Here is a 17187-nt window from a genome sequence, read left to right as displayed (position 1 = left end):
GATGGGCGATTATGCGCGGGGAAGGCTGGACCTGGACGATGAGGAGCGTCTGCCCTGGCTGGAACCCGCCATCGAGGATGAGGAGGAGCCGGGGCTGTCGCCGCTGCGGCTGCTGGGCTTCATTCTCTTTGGCCTGGTGCTGATCGGCGCGGTCGTCGCGGGGGTCTGGCTGATCCAGAACCGGACGGGCGGCGCCGGGGGCGAGGGTAAGCTGATCGCCGCGCCTGCCGGCAACTATAAGATTCCGGCCAAGGAAGCCGACGCCAAGAAGTTCGATGGTGAGGGCGATGCCAGCTATGCCGCGAGCGAGGGCGTGGCGCGTGACGGGCGAATCGATCCGACCCGCGTGCCGGAGGCGCCGATCACGCCGACCGGGACAGCGGATAATGCGCGCCCCGCTGTGCAAGGCAAGCCGTCGCAGAGCGTCACGGCGCGCGTGGCGGACGAGACCAGCGCCCGGCCGGCGACGGCGGCGGCCCGGCCGGCGGGCGGCGGCATGATCCAGCTTGGCGCCTATGGCAACCAGGCTTTCGCCAAGGATGCATGGAAGCGGCTGTCCAAGCGCTTCACCTATCTGGAGCCGTTGCCCATGTCGATCGAGCAGGCCGAGGTGGGCGGCAGCACCGTCTACCGCCTGCGCGCGGCGGCGGGCGGGCAGGCGAGTACGCTCTGCGGCAAGCTCAAGGTCGCGGGCGAAAGCTGCATGGTGGTGAATTAGGGGAATGGGACTTGGCCGGGAATGGCCGTCCTGAGGCATTCCTCCTCCCGCAGGCGGGAGGGGGAATGTCTTGGACCCGCCCATTTATGTCCCTCGGCCAAATCCCACCGATCCTGCGGCAAGGCCGGAACAACCCCTTCGACAGAGCCGCTTTCAGCCGCTACCATCGCTCCGCATGAAACCCGTTATCTTCGGCCTTTCCGGCGAGACACTGACTTCCGATGAACGCGCCTTCTTCGCGGAGGCCGATCCGGCGGGTTACATCCTCTTCCGCCGCAATATCGTGGATCGGGGGCAACTTCGCGCATTGACCGACGATCTGCGCGCGTTGCATGGCCGGGACGATCTGCTCATCATGATCGATCAGGAAGGCGGCCGGGTCGCGCGGATGCAGGCGCCGGTCTGGCCCAGCTTTCCTCCTGGCGCGGTGTTCGACAAGCTCTACGAAATCGCTCCGTCCAGCGCCATCGCGGCGGCCCATGCCAATGCGCGGGCCATTGCCACCACATTGGCGGAAGTCGGCATTACCGTCGATGCGCTGCCGTTGCTCGACGTGCGGCAGGAAGGGGCAAGCGACATCATGGGCGACCGCACCCTTGGCGCGGAGCCGATGCGGGTCGCCGCCCTGGGGCGGGCGGTGATCGAGGGGCTGGCCGATGGCGGCGTGGTCGGCATCGTCAAGCATATGCCCGGGCATGGCCGGGCGATGGTCGACAGCCATCATGAACTGCCCATCGTCACCGCCGACGAGGATGCCCTGGCGATCGATCTGGCACCGTTCCAGGCGTTGAAGGATGCGCCCATGGGGATGACGGCGCATGTCGTCTATACGGCCTGGGACCCCGACCTGCCGGCCAGCCTCTCCCGTTCCGTGATCGACACGATCATCCGTGGGCGGATCGGCTTTGCCGGGCTGCTGATGTCCGACGATCTGGACATGAAGGCGTTGAAGGGCAGCATCCCGGAACTGGCGGCGGCAACGGTGGCGGCGGGCTGCGATCTGGCGCTCAATTGCTGGGGGCGGATGGACGATATGGTCGGCATTGCCGACCTGCTGCCGGACATCGGGACCGAGGCGAAGGCAAGGCTGGACCGGGCGATGGCGTCGAGCGGCGCGTCGCCCGAGGGGCCGCCGCTGGAGGAACTGCTCGCCACCCGCGACGCCTTGCTGGCGATGGTGCCGGCGTGAGGCGGGGCGCCGATTGCCGGAAAGCGCCCTGCTAGCGATGGACGACCTCTTCGCCCCTGCCGCCGCGGCCCGGCCCGACATGCTGACCGTCAGTTTCGAAAGCTGGGAGGGGCCGCTCGACCTGCTGCTGGCGCTGGCGCGGACGCAGAAGGTCGACCTGCGCGAAATCTCCATCCTCGCGCTGGTCGAACAATATCTCGCCTATATAGAGGGCGCGCGGAAGCTGAAGCTGGAACTGGCGGCCGACTATCTGGTGATGGCGGCGTGGCTGGCCTATCTCAAATCCTCGCTGCTGCTGCCGAGGGAGGCGCAGCCCGAACCCAGCCCCGAGGAACTGGCGCTGCGTCTGCAATTGCGGCTCCAGCGGCTTCAGGCGATGCGGGAGGCGGGCGCCCGGCTGATGGCGCGCGACCGCATCGGCCGCGACGTGTTCGTCCGCGAAAGGCCCGAAGGCCTGCGCCTCGTCCGCAAGGCGAAATGGGCGGCCAGCCTGTTCGACCTGATCCAGTCCTACGGCCAGGTCCGTGCGCGGACGCAGCCGGTGGTGCATATGGTCGCGGTGCGGCCGGTCATGACCCTGGACGAGGCGATACAGCGCGTAGGCACGCTGGTGGGGGCGGCGATCGACTGGACCGCGCTTGAAGCCTTCCTGCCGAGCGGGCAGGATGGGCCGATGGCACGATCGGCATTGGCCAGCAGTTTCGTCGCCGCGCTGGAACTGGCGCGGCAGGGGCGGCTGGAAATCCAGCAGGACGGGATTTTCGAACCCATTTTCCTGCGGGCCGCCGTGCCGGAACCGAATGCGGGGCGCCTATTGTGATCGAGGAACAGGACGATTTCCTTCGTGCGGTGGAGGCCGTGCTGTTCGTATCGGAACAGCCGCTGACCCTTGGCGAAATCAAGCTGCATGTGGGGGAGGCGGGCGATCTTGCCGCCGCGCTGGCGACGATCAGCGGTCATTATGCGGGGCGCGGCGTCAATCTGGTCGAGCGGGGCGGGCGCTGGCATTTCCAGACGGCTGCGGACCTTTCCCATATCCTTCGCCGGGAGAAGGACGAGACACGCAAGCTGTCGCGCGCCGCCATGGAGACGCTGGCGATCATCGCCTATCATGAACCCGTCAGCCGCGCCGAGATAGAGGCCATTCGCGGCGTTCAGGTGGCGAAAGGCACGCTGGACGTGCTGATGGAGGCGGGCTGGGTCAGGCCCGCCGGGCGCCGGGAGGTGCCGGGAAGGCCGCTGATCTACGCCACCACGGTAGAATTTCTGTCACATTTCGGCCTTAGCAGCCGCAGGGACCTGCCGGGTATCGACGACTTGCGGGCCGCCGGCCTGCTCGATCCCGTCGATTTGGCGCTTGAGGGTCTGGGCGCCCAATCCGTTGTGGAAAATGATGAGGAAGACGCCTAGATCATGCTTGGGCCTCTGTCGGGCCGAAACATGATCTGCGGGTTTGTTCGCCGTGATTTCCGGGCCGTGAAATATTTCCATTTCACGCGAAATCACTCTAGATAAGACGCAGTTTCAGGAGTGTGTTCAAATGGGTTCCTTTTCGCTGATGCACTGGGTCATCGTTCTCCTGGTGGTCATGCTGCTGTTCGGCGGCGGCCGCATCTCCGGGTTGATGGGCGACGTCGCCAAGGGCATCAAGAGCTTCAAGAAGGGCATGGAGGACGACGACGTGCCCACCAAGCCCGCCACGCGCATCGAGGGCCATCGCGTGCCCGAACAGGACGCGCCCACCGCGACGGAAGAAAAGACCAAGGCCTGATTTTTCCTTCGGCCGGGGCGGTAGGCACGCATGTTTGGTATCGATTCGTCTGAACTTCTGGTGATCGTCATCATCGCGGTGATCGTCATCGGCCCGAAGGACCTGCCGCGCGCGCTCTACAAGGTGGGGCAGATCGTGGGCAAGGCGCAGTCCATGGCGCGCCATTTCCGCACCGGCATCGATGCGATGGTTCGCGAGGTGGAACTGGAGGAGCTGGAGAAGAAATGGGCCGCGCAGAACAAGCGGATCATGGAAGAGCATCCGCCGGAGACGCTTGCGCCTGAAACCGCCGGTGAAACCGGAGCCTTGCCAGCACCCGCCGCCGCAGCGGCAGCCGGGGAGGTCCCGCCCTTCGTCGCTGAATCGGCCCCGGCGAGCGAAGCGCGCCCCTATGTCGCCCCGCCAGCGACGGACGGACCGCCCTATGTGGCGCAGGAACCGGTGCGGAAGGACGACGCGGCGGCATGAAGGACATCGACGACAGCAAGGCGCCTTTGCTAGACCATCTGATCGAACTGCGCGGACGGCTGCTCAAATGCGTCTATGCGCTGTTCATAACGGGCGCGATCTGTTTCTATTTCTCCGAGCAGTTGTTCGCGATTCTGGTCCATCCGCTGAAGGAAGCCTTTGGCGACGATGGCGGGCGGCTGGTCTACACCAAGCTGTATGAAGCCTTTTTCGTTCAGGTGAAGATCGCGGTCTTCGGCGCTTTCTGCCTGTCCTTTCCGATCATCGCGAACCAGCTCTGGGCCTTTGTCGCGCCGGGGCTCTATGCGAAGGAAAAGAAGGCGCTGCTGCCGTTCCTCATCGCCACGCCCTTCCTCTTCGCCATGGGCGCATCGCTGGCCTATTTCGTGGTGATGCCCACGGCCTTCCACTTCTTCCTGGAATTTCAGGGCAACAGCAGCGGCCTTCAGGTGGAGGCGTTGCCGAGCGCGGACAGTTATCTGGGGCTGGTGATGCAGTTCATCCTCGCCTTCGGCATCAGCTTCCTGATGCCGGTGCTGCTGATGCTGCTCAACCGCGCCGGTTTTGTGAGCCGGGCGCAGTTGATTGGCCTGCGCCGCTACATGATCGTGGCCGCCTTCGTGCTGGCGGCGGTGCTGACGCCGCCGGACGTGGTCTCGCAGCTCATGCTGGCGATTCCGCTGCTGGCGCTTTATGAAATCACCATCGTCGCTATCTGGTTCACCGACCGGAAGCAGGCCAAGGATCTGGCCACCAGCGAAGCGGCGGACGCTGCGGGTTGAAAAAAGGCTCGCTGTGAAGCGAGCCTTTCCATCGGATCAGTTGGCGGCGTTTTCGACCGCCTGGCCGGCGCTTTGCACGTCCTTGCCGGCGCCTTCGACCGTATTGCAGGCCGCGACCATCAACGAACCGGTCAATAGAAGGGCGGCCAATATCTTCCTGGTCATCATCGTCTCCTTTTCAGAGCCTTTGTCCTGCATAGCTGGCAGGAAATGCTTCAACCGGGCGTCATGCCGGTGACCAGTGAACAACCCGCTGCCCGGAAAAGCGTTCCGAGAGCGAAAATATCTCTGATTTCCGGGGAGTTGGCTAAAAAATTCTGAGCCCGGAACGCGTCGGGGGGGGGGAGATGCGTTCCGGGCTCATGTTTTTTTGGATAGCAAGAGCGGGGGGCAAAAGATTTGCTATCCGCAGTGCAGAACCCATGAAGGAAGGATTAGGTTCCCCACGACCGAAAAAATGATGAGAAATTTATTTCGTTATTTTTCAACGGTTTGATTGGTTTCTGAAACGGTAACCATAAAATAATCGGCATTTTTCCGCAAAAAAAGCTCGTCAGATCAGCGGCCGGCCGCTGTTGCGATATTCGGGGCGGACCGTCGATTGGGGAAGGCCCGGCGCATCGGGAGACAGAGGGGCAAAAGGCCCGGTGACGGGCACGGCCGGCGCGGGGGATACCGTGACGGGTTCCGCCACCATGGGATCGAACATCGGGGACTTCGCGGTCAATGCCAGCCGGGCAGGCCCCGACTGTGTTTCGCGCCCTGAATAAGCCATGCGGAAAGCGGCGGCCGTGCCACCGGCGCCGGGCGGGCGGTAGAAGATATGCGCGCCGATCACGGCAACCGGCCGCATCGCGCCGGCCCATTCGGGTCGCACCGCCAGCGTATGATAATAGGTGGCAAGGCCGACGGGCCGATAGACCATGCCGGAAAGCGCCTGAGCGGCGATGCGGCGGGCGCGCGCCCATCCGTCCGCGCTCGCGCCGCGCGCCATGGAGCCGTCGCAGCTGAAGGTGAACTGGCAGCGATAGTCGGTGCGTTCCGACCCCTGGTAGATGACGCCGCACACGCTCTTGGGCCAGGCGGGGTTGCGGACGCGGTTCAGCACCACCTGCGCCACGGCGCGTTGCCCGTCCTCCGGCTCGCTCCCCGCCTCATAATAGACGGCGGATGTCAGGCAGTTGAGCGCCCGATAGCTGTCGAGCGCGGTCAGGCCCCGGAAAGCCATGGCGGGAGCAGCCTGCACGGCATCAAGCCCAAGTACATGCTCGCTTCGCAGCGTTGCGGCGCCGGGCGCGGGATCGAAGGCGCCCTGCGCGAAGAAGAAGGCGGATCCCGGGAAATTCTCACCAGGCTTCTCCGCGGGATCATCCTGCGCATGGTTGGCGGCCAGCAGGTCAAGCGGTGCCGCTGTGATCAGGCGCGGCGCGCCGAGGGCGAGCAGCGCCAGCGCGGCGACGACGCCGTGCCTCACCCCTGTCCGCTGGCCCTTCAAAGCCCCTTTTCCCCCGAAAATCCGCATATTGGTGCCCATCATAGGGGAAAAGCCTCGCCAGTTCCCCTGCGGAATCCGGCCTGTCCCGCTCTGAGACGGTGGAGGGTGCAAAGCTTAACGAGTCCAGCGACAATCCCGACTTTCGCGCGGCCATCAATCCGTTGCTTGGCAAGCGCGTATCTGGTCCGCTATGCGGAAGCCATGCTGGTTCAGAAAGATAGTCTCGCCCTGATTGGCAACACGCCGTTGGTGCGCCTTGCCGGCCCTTCGGAAGAGACGGGTTGCGACATTTACGCCAAATGCGAATTCGCCAATCCCGGCGCTTCGGTAAAGGATCGCGCGGCGCTGTTCATCGTCAACGATGCGGAGGAAAAGGGGCTGTTGAAGCCCGGCGGCACCATCGTCGAGGGGACGGCGGGAAATACCGGCATCGGGCTGGCGCTGGTCGCCAACGCCAAGGGCTATCGGACGATCATCGTCATGCCGGAGACGCAAAGCCGAGAGAAGATGGACACGCTGCGCGCGCTGGGCGCAGAGCTGGTGACGGTGCCGGCGGCGCCCTATTCCAATCCCGGCCATTTCGTCCACACCTCCCGCCGCCTGGCGGAAGAGACGGAAGGTGCGATCTGGGCCAACCAGTTCGATAATATCGCCAACCGCAAGGCGCATATCATTGGCACCGCCGAAGAAATCTGGACCCAGATGGACGGGCAGATCGACGGCTTCACCTGCGCGGCGGGGACGGGCGGGACGATCGCTGGCGTCGGGCTGGGCCTGAAGGCGCATGACGAGAATATCACCATCGCGCTCAGCGATCCGCATGGCGCGGCGCTTTACAATTATTATGCCCATGGCGAGCTGAAGGCGGAGGGGTCTTCGGTGGCCGAGGGCATCGGGCAGGGACGCATCACCGCCAATCTGGAGGGCGCGCCGATCGATACCCAGTTTCGCATTTCCGATGAGGAAGGGCTGCTCTGGGTACGGCGTCTGCTGGCCGAGGAAGGGCTGTGCCTGGGCCTGTCGTCGGGCATCAATGTCGCGGGCGCGGTGGCGCTGGCGAAGCGTCTTGGGCCCGGCAAGCGGATCGTCACGATCCTGTGCGATACCGGATTCCGTTATCTTTCAACGCTTTATAATCGCGAATGGCTGGAATTGAAGGGCTTGACTGTCTTCCCCTGGCTCGCGCAAACTCGTTGACCGCCGACACAGGTCGCGGCGGCGATAAAAAAGAGCGCTTCATGGCTGAAACACCCCGCCAACAGGAAGGGTTGCAGCGTGTCCAGATTGGCCTCACCGGGCTGGCGGGCGTGGTGTTGCTCGTGGGTCTGGCGAATATCGTGATCGACAAGGCGCGGATAGACGATCCGACGGTGCCGCCGCCGACCGTGCCCACGCTGGACGTGAATGCGGTATCGCCCAAGGAGCCGCTGGCGGAACTGGGCGTGCAGCCCGCGCCGGAGCAGGCGCCGATCGTGCCGGACCTGCAACCCGACCCCAATCTCAAGAAACCCATGGATCGCGAGATTCCGCCGGCTTCGCGCTGATGCTGGCGGGTTCGGCTTGAAGGCTGCGCTTCGGACATTTGTGATGCTGGCTCTGCCCGGGCTCCTGGTGCTGCTCGGCGGGTTGCCCGCGCTGCTGCGGACCGGGCAGGTCGATCCTCGGGGCTGGATGGTTCCGGCATTGCTGTCGATCCCGATGGCCGCTGTGCTGAAGGGGCGGCTGGGGGACGGGGCGGCGTGGTGGGCCGGGCTGGGAACGGTTGGGGCGGTGCTGTCCTGCGCGTTTCTGGCGGCTTGGCGCGTGCCGGCTTTGCTGCCCGTGCTTTGGTTGCTTGCGGTGGTGCTGGCGGCCATGTTTGCGGGATTGATGTTCCGTATTCCCACCAAGGCGCTCGAGAGAGACGAATGGCTCGCGACCGCCCGGTCCAAATGGCGGGACTGGGTTCGTGCCTTCGCAGGAGCAGGGCGGATTGCTGCGATGGGCCTGGCCTTGCTGGCTCTCGCGGCGTGCTGGCTGGCTCAGGAGCCGGCTGTTCAGCGCGCGCCTCATCCTCCCAAATTGTCCATCATCACCGGACTGCCGCTGTTCTGGCGCGATGGCGCCCAGGTGGATGCGCCCATCGTCACCGTCCTCCGCCAGCGATTCGACCTGAGCCCGCTCGATTCGCCGCTCGCTCTGGAAAACAGCCCTGCCAAGACGCTCCTCCTGGTCCAGCCGCGGGCTTTTTCGATGGATGAACTGGTCGCGTTGAACGGATGGATCAGCCGGGGCGGCAAGGCGCTGGTCCTGGCCGATCCGGAACTGCGTTGGCCGATGGACCTGCCGTTGGGCGACCGGCGGCGACCGCCGGCCGTCACCTTGCTCGCGGCGATGATCGAATATTGGGGCGTCAGGCTGACGCCCCCCAGCGCGGGCGAAAAGCGTCATTTTCTGGGCGATGGGCGGGTGTTGACCGTCTATTCCGCCTCCGGTTTCGAGGATGCGGGGCCGAAGTGCCGCATCGTGGGGCGGGGGTTGGTGGCACGCTGCATGGTGGGGAAGGGCAGCGCAACCATCGTCGCGGATGCCGATCTGATCGACGACAGGCTCTGGCTCGCGGATGCCGCCGCGTCGTTGGAGCCCGGACAATGGACCGCCGATACCCCGCAGTTCGTGGCGGAAGCTTTGGGCGCCACGCTTCCGGCAGGGCGGCGCTGGGTCCGGTCGGGTGACGCGCTGGTCAACGCCGTTCGCTGGGCTGTCCTCGTCGGGATTTTCTGGGCGGCCTTGGGAACCGTGTTTTTCCGGCGGCGCGGGGCGGCTCCCTTGGACCTTTCTTCGCCACGTCCTGCCCGGCCAACGCCATTTAAAGAGGGTTAATTACCAGAACAAAACAGGATTTCCCGGCTTTTCCCAAAATATCCCTTTTCTTGCACCCCGTGGCTTGGTATTTGAAAGCCATAGGGGTTTGTCAGGCTTTGCTAGTCCTGTGAGCCGGTTCGTCTCTGCGCGAATCCGGCTGGCGATAGCCTGCGCCCCGGGAACAGAGGGGCAGCAGTCCAAAAGTGTCGGAAGTCATTCTCTATACGGGCAACGCATTCAGCGTCGCGGACGGCAAGGGCCGTTTCGTGCTGCCCCTGGAGATGCGCCGGCAGGTCAAGCTGTCCAGCGGCAATGAAACCCGGCTTTTCCTCTCGGTCCATGGCGGCAACCCCTGCGCCACGGGCTTTGGCGAATCGCACCGCCGTCATCTGTTCACCGAAGTCGAGGAACTGGCCCGCGAAGCGCGCGCCGCGGGGCGCGACTATGATGCCGATCTGGAACTGGAGCGCCGCCTCGGCACGATCGAGGAGGTCAATTTCGATGACGGCGGCCGCTTCGCCATGCATCCCGACATCAAGGAGGAATATGGCATCACCGACGCCGTCTTCTTCTACGGCGTGGGTCGCTACATCCAGATCTGGAAGCCGGAAACGCTAGTCGACAGCAAGGACCGGCCGGAACTGATCCGCAACAAGGTTTGCCGCTGGCTGGACCAGCGGACGGCTGGAGGGGCCAGGTGAGCGCTTCCGCCGATCATGCCAAGGACCCCGAGCGCCATATTCCGGTGCTCATCGACGAAGTGCTCGACGCCCTCGCCATCAACCCCGGCGAGGTCCATGTCGACGGCACGTTCGGCGCGGGCGGCTATTCGGGCGCCATGGCGGACAAGGGGGCGAGGGTCTTCGCCTTCGACCGCGATCCCGACGCGATTCGCGAAGGGCAGGCGCTGGCCGACGAAAAGGGCATCACCCTGATCGCGGGCGAATTTTCGCGGATGGAGCAACTGCTGGCGGACCGGGGCGTGACATCGGTTTCCGGCGTCACGCTGGACATCGGCGTTTCGTCCATGCAGCTCGACCGGCTGGAGCGGGGCTTTTCCTTTCAGGGCGACGGGCCGCTCGACATGACGATGAGCCGGAGCGGGATGAGCGCCGCCGATTTCCTGAACAATGCCCCCGAGCAGGAGATTGCCGACATCCTCTATCGCTATGGCGAGGAACCCCGCTCGCGCCGCGTGGCGAAGGCGATCGTCGAGGCGCGGCCGCTGGAGCGTACCGGGCAGCTTGCCGGCGTCGTGCGCAAGGCGCTTGGCCACAAGCCGCATAACAAGAAGGACCCCGCCACCCGCACCTTCCAGGCGATCCGCATCCATGTGAATCGCGAGCTGGAGGAGCTGGAGCGGGGGCTGGAAGCGGCCGAGGCGATGCTGGAGGAAGGCGGCCGGCTGGCGGTCGTCACCTTCCACAGCCTGGAGGACCGCATCGTCAAGCAGTTCCTGCGCAACCGCAGCGGCAGCGAGGCGAGCGGATCGCGCCATTTGCCCCAACTCCAGTCCGGTCCCGCGCCGACTTTCGAAAGGCCAGCCAAGGCGGTGCGGCCCGGCATGGCGGAACTGGCGCGCAACCCCCGCTCCCGATCCGCCACGTTGCGCAGCGCCGTTCGCACGTCCGCCCCTGTTTCCCCCCGCCGAACCCAAGACAGGAAACCCCGCTCATGATCGCGGTCAAGAGATTGCAGAGCCTGATCTGGATCCTTCTGGTCGCGCTGGGGGCGCTGGGCGCTTATCTGGTGTCGCTCAAGGTCGCGACCGAGCGTAATGAGTTGATGAAGGTGCGGGCGCAGATCGCGCGGGCGAAGGCCGACATCCGCTATCTGGAGACCGAGTTCAGCGCGCGGGCGAACATGCGGCAGCTTGAGCGCTGGAACCAGGACGACTTCATGTATGCGACGCCCACCGCCCAGCAATATCTGGCGGGCGAGCGGGCGCTGGCGCATCTCGACGGGGTGCAGCCCAACGGGCCCGATTATGTCGCGCCGCCGGTGATGGTGGCGATGGTGCAGACGCCCGCCGATCTGCCGTCGGCGCCGCAGGCCGCGCCCGCCAGCCCCGCGCCGACCCAGATCCGCAGCGACATCGCCGTGATCCGGGAGGCGCATGCGGCGGACAATGTCGACAAGATCGCCAAGGCGCCGCCCGTCAAGACGCCCAAGGAAAAGGCGAAGGAGGACGCCGACACGACGAAGCCCAATCCCGTCGCCCGCCGCGCGGAGCGGATGGCGATGCTGGACGCGAAGCTGCTCGACGACAGCACGCTGGGGGACATCAGCGCCAAGGCGAAGCGCGAGCGCGCCAAGGGGGATCGCTAGATGGCGACGATCATCGTTCAGCCGGGCGGCGCGAGAGCGGGCAAGCAGCGCGTCGACCTGACGGCGATCGCGCATAACCGGCTGATGTTGCTGCTGATCCTGTTCATGGTGATCACGGCGGTATTGATCCTGCGCCTGACCTGGGTGGGGGTCTTCGCCGGCAACGGGCGGGGCGGCGACGCGATGGGCGGCCTTCCTGCGCGGGCCGACATTGTCGACCGCAACGGCGTGCCGCTGGCGCGCACCATGGATGCCTATTCGATTGCGGTGCGGCCTTCGCGGCTGATCGGCGACCCGTCCGAACTGGCCCGCAAGCTCCATGAGATATTCCCCGACGAACCGGAAGCCGCCTTCCACAAGAAGTTGACCGGGCGCGGCTGGGCCTATCTGCGCCGTCGCGCGTTGCCGGAAGAGGTGGCGGCCGTGAACGCCCTGGGCGAGATCGGCATCGAATTCCCGCGCGAGAAGGAGCGGCTCTATCCGCAGCGCACCTTGGCGGCGCATGTGATGGGCTTTGCGCCCAATACGGACGGCAAGGGCGGCATGGGCGTGGAAGCGGCGTTCAACGACCGGCTGACCGATGCGGCGCTGCGCGGCCAGCCCTTCGCCATGTCCATCGACAGCCGCGTGCAGGGCGCGCTGGAAAGCGAGCTGTACGCGCAGCTCGTCCAGACCCGCGCAAAGGGGGCGGGCGGCGTGATACTGGACGCCAATACCGGCGAGGTGATCGCCATGGCGTCAATCCCCGTGTTCGATCCCAACAAGCTGCAAAATTATGCGGGCAAGAGTTGCAGCGAATCGCCGCTCTGCAATCATATGGTGCAGGCGCGCTATGAACTGGGATCGGCGTTCAAGCCGCTGTCCATTGCCGCGGCGATGGATCGCGGCGTCGTCACTTCCATGTCGAAGACCTATGACGCGACGGCGCCGCTCGCCATTGCGGGCTTCCGGATCAAGGACGACCATCCGCTCGGCCGCTGGATCAACGTGCCGGAAATCCTGGTGCACAGTTCCAACATCGGTACGGCGCGGATCGCCGACCAGATGGGCGCGGAGCCTTTGCAGCATCTTTTCCGGGAATTGCACTTCGATCAGCGCGCGCCGATCGAGCTCAATGAACGGGCAGGCACGCTCTGGCCGGCCAATTGGGGGCGCATCACGACGCTGACCGTTTCCTATGGCCATGGCATCGCCGTAACGCCTTTGCATCTCGCTTCGGCTTATGCGGCGTTGGTGAACGGCGGACTGTGGCGGCCCGCTACCCTGCGCAAATTGAAGGCGGACGAGGTGCCGGAGGGCCGCCGCGTCTTCTCCGCCGCGACCAGCGCGCGCATGCGCCAACTGTTGCGCATGATCGTGGCGGCGGGTACAGGTCGCAGCGCCGACGCCAAGGGATACCGGGTGGGCGGCAAGACGGGTTCCGCCGAAAAGCCCCAAGAGGGCCGGTATAACAAGACTTCGCTGGTGACGACTTTCGCTTCTGCCTTTCCCATGGACAATCCGCGCTATGTGGTCCTCGTCACCATGGACGAGGCGACGGGTCAATATGGCCTGCGCACGGCCGCCTGGACGGCGGCGCCGGTCGTGAAGCGGGTGGTGGAACGCACCGGGCCGATGCTGGGCGTGCTGCCCGACGAGCGGCGCGACGTCGACATTTCCGACCTCATGCCGCTGCTGCACGGCGACAAGGAGAAAGAATAATGCGCCTCGGGTCGCTTATCGAGGGGCTGGATGCGAAGCTCGATACAGGCGCGTCGCTGGACCTGCCGGTATCGGGCTTCGCGATCGATAACCGGAAGGTCGCGCCGGGCACGGTGTTCGGGGCCTTCCAGGGAGCACGGGTCAATGGCGAGGACTTCATTCCCGCCGCCGTGCAGGCAGGGGCAGTGGCGGTCGTCGCCCGGCCGGAGGCGCGGGTGGACGGCGCGATCCATATCGCCTCGGACAACCCCCGCCGCCTGTTCGCGCAGCTTGCCGCGCGCTATTTCGCGCCGTTTCCGGAGGTGACCGTTGCCGTCACCGGGACCAACGGCAAGACCTCCACCGTCGAACTGACCCGGCAGCTCTGGCGGATGCTGGGGCATAAATCCGCCTCCATCGGCACCCTGGGCGTGACCACCTCCGTGGATCAGGTTTCCACCGGGCTCACCACGCCGGACATCGTGACCTTCCTCGCCAACATGTCGGGCCTGAAGCGCGAGGGCATCACCCATGCCGCGTTCGAGGCGTCGAGCCACGGGCTGGCGCAATATCGCACTGAAGGACTGCCCGTGTCCGCAGCCGCCTTCACCAACCTGTCGCGGGATCATCTCGATTATCATGGCGACATGGACAGCTATTTCGATGCCAAGATGCGGCTGTTCGACGAGGTGGTCGAGCCGCAGGGCGCGGCGGTCGTCTGGGCCGATGACGCATGGTCGGAAAAGGTTATCCAGCGGGCTACGAAGCGGGGGCTTCGTGTGCTGAGCGTCGGGGTGCAGGGGCAGGCATTGCGCCTTGCCAACCGCACCCCGACCCAGTTGGGCCAGACGCTGGACGTCGAGGTTGAAGGCAAAAGCCACAAGGTCAACCTGCCGCTGATCGGCGCCTATCAGGCGGCCAATGCGCTCACCGCCGCCGGTCTGGTGATTGCCGGCGGCGAGGATGCGGGCAAGGTGCTGGAACTGCTGGGCCGGGTGCAGCCCGTGCGCGGGCGGCTGGAGCGGGCCGTCATCACCAGGACGGGCGCGCCGGTCTATGTCGACTATGCCCATACGCCCGACGGGTTGCGTGCCGCCATCGAGGCGCTGCGGCCGCATACGCGGGGTCGGCTGATCGCGCTGTTCGGCGCGGGCGGGGATCGCGACGCGGGCAAGCGGCCGCAAATGGGCAAGGTGGCGGCGGACCTTGCCGACCATGTGATCGTCACCGACGACAATCCGCGTTCGGAGGAGCCCTCCGCCATCCGCGCCGCCGTCATGGCGGGCGCGCCGGGCGCGGAGGAGATTGGTGGTCGCCGTGCCGCCATCGCCGCCGCCATCGCTCAGGCAGGCGCGGACGACATTGTCCTCCTGGCAGGCAAGGGGCATGAGCAGGGCCAGATCATCGGGGACCGGGTGCTGCCCTTCGACGATGTGACCGTGGCGCGGGAATGCGCCGGATGAGCGCACTCTGGACCTCCGAAGAGATTGCGCAGGCCACGGGGGGCGTCGCTTCGGCGCCCTTCGCCGTTTCTGGCGTGGCGTTCGACAGCCGCGAAGTGACGGGCGGCGACCTGTTCGTCGCGATGAAGGGCGAGGCCACGGATGGCCATCGCTTCGTCGACAAGGCGTTCGGTCAGGGCGCGGCGGGCGCCATCGTCAGCCAGCCGATCGCGCAGCCGCATGTGCTGGTGCCCGACAGCGCGGCGGCGCTGGAGGATCTTGGTCGCGCCTCCCGCGCGCGGATGCAGGGCAAGGTGGTCGGCGTCACCGGATCGGTGGGCAAGACCGGCACCAAGGAGGCGCTGTTCCATGCGCTCGACCGCATCTGTCCGGGGGAGGTCCACCGCTCCGTCAAGAGCTACAACAATCATGTCGGCGTGCCGCTGAGCCTGTCGCGCATGCCGCGCGAATCCGCCTTTGGCGTGTTCGAAATGGGCATGAACCATGCCGGCGAGCTGGCGGCGCTGACCCGGCAGGTGCGGCCGCATGTCGCCATCGTCACCGCCATCGCGCCGGCCCATATCGAATTTTTCGGCACCGAGGAGAAGATCGCGGAGGCCAAGGCCGAGATTTTCGAGGGGCTGGAGCCGGGCGGCACGGCGGTCATCCCCTATGACAGCCCGCATGTCGCGACCCTTTATGCCAAGGCGGAGAAGCATGCGGCACGAATCCTGACCTTCGGCTTCGATCCGGAGGCCGATGTCCGCGCCCGCGAAACCGTGCCTGCGGTGGGCGGCGGCACGCTGGTCACGGCGGCGCTGCCGGGCGTCGAACTGTGCTTCACCGTGGGGGCTCCGGGCGAACATTGGGTTTCCAACGCTCTGGCGGTGCTGGCGACGGTGGAGGCGCTGGGCGGCGATCTGGCGGCGGCGGGACTGGCGCTGGCGGAAATGCCGGGCCTTCCGGGTCGGGGTCAGCGGAGCATCCTGCCTGTCGAGGGCGGCGAGGCGTTGCTGATCGACGAAAGCTATAACGCCAATCCGTTGAGCATGACGGCGACGCTCAGGCAATTGGGCCGGGAGCAGGCGGAGCGCCGCATTGCCGTGCTGGGCGGGATGCGCGAACTGGGCGACCGCAGCCGCGAATTGCATGCCGGGCTGGTCGAACCGCTGACGGCGGGCCAGGTGGATTATGCGGTGCTGGTGGGCGAGGAGATGGAGCCGCTGGCGCAAGCGCTGGGCGGCGTCATCGCCTTCGACCATGTATCCGACGCAGCCAGCGCCACCGACCTCATTCGACATGAAATACGCGCGGGCGATGCGGTCCTGGTGAAGGGATCGAACGGCATCGGCCTCTCGCGCCTCGTCGCCGCGCTACAGGAAGCAAAGAACTGATGCTCTACTGGCTTGCCCAGACCATGGATTTCGCGGGTGTGTTCAACCTCATCCGCTATTTGAGCTTCCGGGCGGGCGCGGCGATCGCGACCGCGCTCATCATCGGCCTGCTGATCGGGCCGCGCTTCATCGGATGGCTGCGCGTGCGGCAGGGCAAGGGGCAGCCGATCCGCGACGACGGTCCGCAGACGCACCTCGCCAAGCGCGGCACGCCGACCATGGGCGGCCTCATGATCCTGACGTCCATGGTGTCGTCGGTGCTGCTGTGGATGGACCTTTCCTCCATCTATGTCTGGGCCTGCCTGTTCGTGACGCTGGGTTTCGGCGCCATCGGTTTCCTCGATGATTATGACAAGGTGACGAAAGCCAGCCACAAGGGGCTTTCGGGCAAGATGCGCCTGGCCTTCGAGTTCCTGATCGCCGGTTTCGCGGCGTGGCTGATCGTCAGCCAGCATGGCAATACCGCGCTGTACGTGCCCTTCTACAACGGTCCGGCGATCGAACTGGGGCCGTTCTACTTCCTCTTCGCGGCCTTCGTGATCGTGGCGTTCGGCAATGCGGTGAACCTGACCGACGGTCTGGACGGGCTTGCGACGATGCCGGTCATCATCGCCTGCATGGCGTTCATGGCCATCGTCTATCTGGTCGGGCGCGCCGACTTTGCGGGCTATCTTGGCATTCCGCATGTGCCGGGGGCGGGCAACCTCACCATATTGTGCGGCGCGATCATCGGGGCGGGCCTCGCCTTCCTCTGGTTCAACGCGCCGCCCGCCGCCGTCTTCATGGGCGACACCGGCAGCCTGGCGCTCGGCGGCACGATCGGCGTGATCGCCGTCACCGCGCATCATGAGATCGTGCTGGGCGTGATCGGCGGGCTGTTCGTGGTGGAGGCGATGTCCGTCATCATCCAGGTCTTCTTCTACAAGCGCACCGGCAAGCGCGTGTTCAAGATGGCGCCGATCCACCATCATTTCGAACAATTGGGCTGGGCCGAGCCGACCGTCGTGATCCGCTTCTGGATCATTTCCTTCGTGCTGGCGCTGGCAGGCCTCGCCACGCTGAAGCTGCGGTGAGCG

Annotated in this window: 19 protein-coding genes; 17 read left to right on the top strand and 2 right to left on the bottom strand. The window is 65.7% G+C overall.

Annotation, left to right across the window (positions count from 1 at the left end):
- Window position 1 precedes the first annotated feature (1 nt).
- From TZ53_RS01035 to tatC, 7 genes are all read left to right on the top strand, one after another.
- Window positions 2-718: an SPOR domain-containing protein gene (locus TZ53_RS01035; protein WP_044662763.1), complete on the top strand. Its 717-nt coding sequence runs from the start codon at window positions 2-4 to the stop codon at window positions 716-718.
- A gap of 175 nt (window positions 719-893) precedes the next feature.
- Window positions 894-1907: a beta-N-acetylhexosaminidase gene (gene nagZ, locus TZ53_RS01030; RefSeq protein WP_044660144.1), complete on the top strand. Its 1014-nt coding sequence runs from the start codon at window positions 894-896 to the stop codon at window positions 1905-1907.
- Window positions 1908-1944: 37 nt separating this feature from the next.
- Window positions 1945-2727, top strand: a complete 783-nt coding sequence (locus tag TZ53_RS01025) for a segregation and condensation protein A (protein ID WP_044660143.1) — start codon at window positions 1945-1947, stop codon at window positions 2725-2727.
- Entirely contained in the window at window positions 2724-3317 is a 594-nt protein-coding gene (gene scpB, locus TZ53_RS01020) for an SMC-Scp complex subunit ScpB (protein WP_025546958.1), read from the top strand. The genes TZ53_RS01025 and scpB overlap by 4 nt, the downstream gene beginning before the upstream one ends.
- Window positions 3318-3447: 130 nt before the next feature.
- Window positions 3448-3678, top strand: coding sequence for a twin-arginine translocase TatA/TatE family subunit (locus tag TZ53_RS01015; RefSeq protein ID WP_007685564.1), 231 nt, complete (start codon window positions 3448-3450; stop codon window positions 3676-3678).
- A gap of 30 nt (window positions 3679-3708) precedes the next feature.
- Entirely contained in the window at window positions 3709-4146 is a 438-nt protein-coding gene (gene tatB / locus TZ53_RS01010) for a Sec-independent protein translocase protein TatB (RefSeq protein ID WP_044660142.1), read from the top strand.
- Entirely contained in the window at window positions 4143-4928 is a 786-nt protein-coding gene (gene tatC, locus TZ53_RS01005; RefSeq protein WP_025546953.1) for a twin-arginine translocase subunit TatC, read from the top strand. Before tatB ends, tatC begins: the two co-directional genes overlap by 4 nt.
- Before the next feature lie 36 nt (window positions 4929-4964).
- Here tatC and TZ53_RS01000 read toward each other — a convergent pair whose 3' ends face one another.
- Both TZ53_RS01000 and TZ53_RS00995 read right to left on the bottom strand, forming a co-directional pair.
- Window positions 4965-5093, bottom strand: a complete 129-nt coding sequence (locus TZ53_RS01000; protein ID WP_025546951.1) for an entericidin A/B family lipoprotein — start codon at window positions 5091-5093, stop codon at window positions 4965-4967.
- A 388-nt stretch (window positions 5094-5481) separates the two neighbouring features.
- Window positions 5482-6450 (bottom strand): cell wall hydrolase, encoded by a 969-nt coding sequence (locus TZ53_RS00995; protein WP_044662762.1) that lies wholly within the window; start codon window positions 6448-6450, stop codon window positions 5482-5484.
- Window positions 6451-6624: 174 nt separating this feature from the next.
- Between TZ53_RS00995 and TZ53_RS00990 the strand changes: the two genes are divergently transcribed.
- The 10 genes from TZ53_RS00990 to mraY all read left to right on the top strand — a co-directional run bounded on the left by TZ53_RS00990 (window position 6625) and on the right by mraY (window position 17184).
- Window positions 6625-7620: a cysteine synthase A gene (locus TZ53_RS00990; protein ID WP_044662761.1), complete on the top strand. Its 996-nt coding sequence runs from the start codon at window positions 6625-6627 to the stop codon at window positions 7618-7620.
- Between the two features lie 41 nt (window positions 7621-7661).
- Window positions 7662-7967 (top strand): hypothetical protein, encoded by a 306-nt coding sequence (locus tag TZ53_RS00985; RefSeq protein ID WP_044660141.1) that lies wholly within the window; start codon window positions 7662-7664, stop codon window positions 7965-7967.
- Between the two features lie 43 nt (window positions 7968-8010).
- Window positions 8011-9285, top strand: a complete 1275-nt coding sequence (locus TZ53_RS00980; RefSeq protein WP_229742382.1) for a Gldg family protein — start codon at window positions 8011-8013, stop codon at window positions 9283-9285.
- A gap of 185 nt (window positions 9286-9470) precedes the next feature.
- Window positions 9471-9968 carry a division/cell wall cluster transcriptional repressor MraZ gene (locus tag TZ53_RS00975; protein ID WP_044660140.1) on the top strand — a complete coding sequence of 166 codons (498 nt, stop codon included), beginning with the start codon at window positions 9471-9473 and terminating at the stop codon, window positions 9966-9968.
- On the top strand, window positions 9965-10945 hold the full coding sequence (gene rsmH / locus TZ53_RS00970) for a 16S rRNA (cytosine(1402)-N(4))-methyltransferase RsmH (RefSeq protein ID WP_044660139.1): 981 nt from the start codon (window positions 9965-9967) through the stop codon (window positions 10943-10945). Before TZ53_RS00975 ends, rsmH begins: the two co-directional genes overlap by 4 nt.
- Window positions 10942-11595, top strand: a complete 654-nt coding sequence (locus tag TZ53_RS00965) for a hypothetical protein (RefSeq protein ID WP_025550614.1) — start codon at window positions 10942-10944, stop codon at window positions 11593-11595. The genes rsmH and TZ53_RS00965 overlap by 4 nt, the downstream gene beginning before the upstream one ends.
- Entirely contained in the window at window positions 11596-13296 is a 1701-nt protein-coding gene (locus TZ53_RS00960) for a peptidoglycan D,D-transpeptidase FtsI family protein (protein ID WP_044660138.1), read from the top strand.
- Window positions 13296-14738 (top strand): UDP-N-acetylmuramoyl-L-alanyl-D-glutamate--2,6-diaminopimelate ligase, encoded by a 1443-nt coding sequence (locus TZ53_RS00955; protein ID WP_044660137.1) that lies wholly within the window; start codon window positions 13296-13298, stop codon window positions 14736-14738. The genes TZ53_RS00960 and TZ53_RS00955 overlap by 1 nt, the downstream gene beginning before the upstream one ends.
- Entirely contained in the window at window positions 14735-16111 is a 1377-nt protein-coding gene (locus TZ53_RS00950; RefSeq protein ID WP_044660136.1) for a UDP-N-acetylmuramoyl-tripeptide--D-alanyl-D-alanine ligase, read from the top strand. Before TZ53_RS00955 ends, TZ53_RS00950 begins: the two co-directional genes overlap by 4 nt.
- Window positions 16111-17184 carry a phospho-N-acetylmuramoyl-pentapeptide-transferase gene (gene mraY, locus TZ53_RS00945; RefSeq protein WP_025550622.1) on the top strand — a complete coding sequence of 358 codons (1074 nt, stop codon included), beginning with the start codon at window positions 16111-16113 and terminating at the stop codon, window positions 17182-17184. The genes TZ53_RS00950 and mraY overlap by 1 nt, the downstream gene beginning before the upstream one ends.
- The last annotated feature ends 3 nt before the right edge of the window (window positions 17185-17187 follow it).

Source organism: Sphingobium sp. YBL2 (genome assembly GCF_000943805.1).
GTDB classification, from domain to species: Bacteria; Pseudomonadota; Alphaproteobacteria; order Sphingomonadales; family Sphingomonadaceae; genus Sphingobium; species Sphingobium fuliginis.
The sequence above is the reverse complement of the archived record's forward strand: the minus strand, read 5'-3'. Positions and strand labels throughout refer to the sequence as shown.

Bases quoted from the DNA above. Each gene is read 5' to 3' on its own strand.
- TZ53_RS01035 (WP_044662763.1), top strand. From the start codon at position 2: ATGGGCGATTATGCGCGGGGAAGGCTGGACCTGGACGATGAGGAGCGT.
- nagZ (WP_044660144.1), top strand. From the start codon at position 894: ATGAAACCCGTTATCTTCGGCCTTTCCGGCGAGACACTGACTTCCGAT.
- TZ53_RS01025 (WP_044660143.1), top strand. From the start codon at position 1,945: ATGGACGACCTCTTCGCCCCTGCCGCCGCGGCCCGGCCCGACATGCTG.
- TZ53_RS01015 (WP_007685564.1), top strand. From the start codon at position 3,448: ATGGGTTCCTTTTCGCTGATGCACTGGGTCATCGTTCTCCTGGTGGTC.
- tatB (WP_044660142.1), top strand. From the start codon at position 3,709: ATGTTTGGTATCGATTCGTCTGAACTTCTGGTGATCGTCATCATCGCG.
- tatC (WP_025546953.1), top strand. From the start codon at position 4,143: ATGAAGGACATCGACGACAGCAAGGCGCCTTTGCTAGACCATCTGATC.
- TZ53_RS01000 (WP_025546951.1), bottom strand. From the start codon at position 5,093: ATGACCAGGAAGATATTGGCCGCCCTTCTATTGACCGGTTCGTTGATG.
- TZ53_RS00995 (WP_044662762.1), bottom strand. From the start codon at position 6,450: ATGCGGATTTTCGGGGGAAAAGGGGCTTTGAAGGGCCAGCGGACAGGG.
- TZ53_RS00990 (WP_044662761.1), top strand. From the start codon at position 6,625: ATGCTGGTTCAGAAAGATAGTCTCGCCCTGATTGGCAACACGCCGTTG.
- TZ53_RS00985 (WP_044660141.1), top strand. From the start codon at position 7,662: ATGGCTGAAACACCCCGCCAACAGGAAGGGTTGCAGCGTGTCCAGATT.
- TZ53_RS00980 (WP_229742382.1), top strand. From the start codon at position 8,011: ATGCTGGCTCTGCCCGGGCTCCTGGTGCTGCTCGGCGGGTTGCCCGCG.
- TZ53_RS00965 (WP_025550614.1), top strand. From the start codon at position 10,942: ATGATCGCGGTCAAGAGATTGCAGAGCCTGATCTGGATCCTTCTGGTC.
- TZ53_RS00960 (WP_044660138.1), top strand. From the start codon at position 11,596: ATGGCGACGATCATCGTTCAGCCGGGCGGCGCGAGAGCGGGCAAGCAG.
- TZ53_RS00955 (WP_044660137.1), top strand. From the start codon at position 13,296: ATGCGCCTCGGGTCGCTTATCGAGGGGCTGGATGCGAAGCTCGATACA.
- TZ53_RS00950 (WP_044660136.1), top strand. From the start codon at position 14,735: ATGAGCGCACTCTGGACCTCCGAAGAGATTGCGCAGGCCACGGGGGGC.
- mraY (WP_025550622.1), top strand. From the start codon at position 16,111: ATGCTCTACTGGCTTGCCCAGACCATGGATTTCGCGGGTGTGTTCAAC.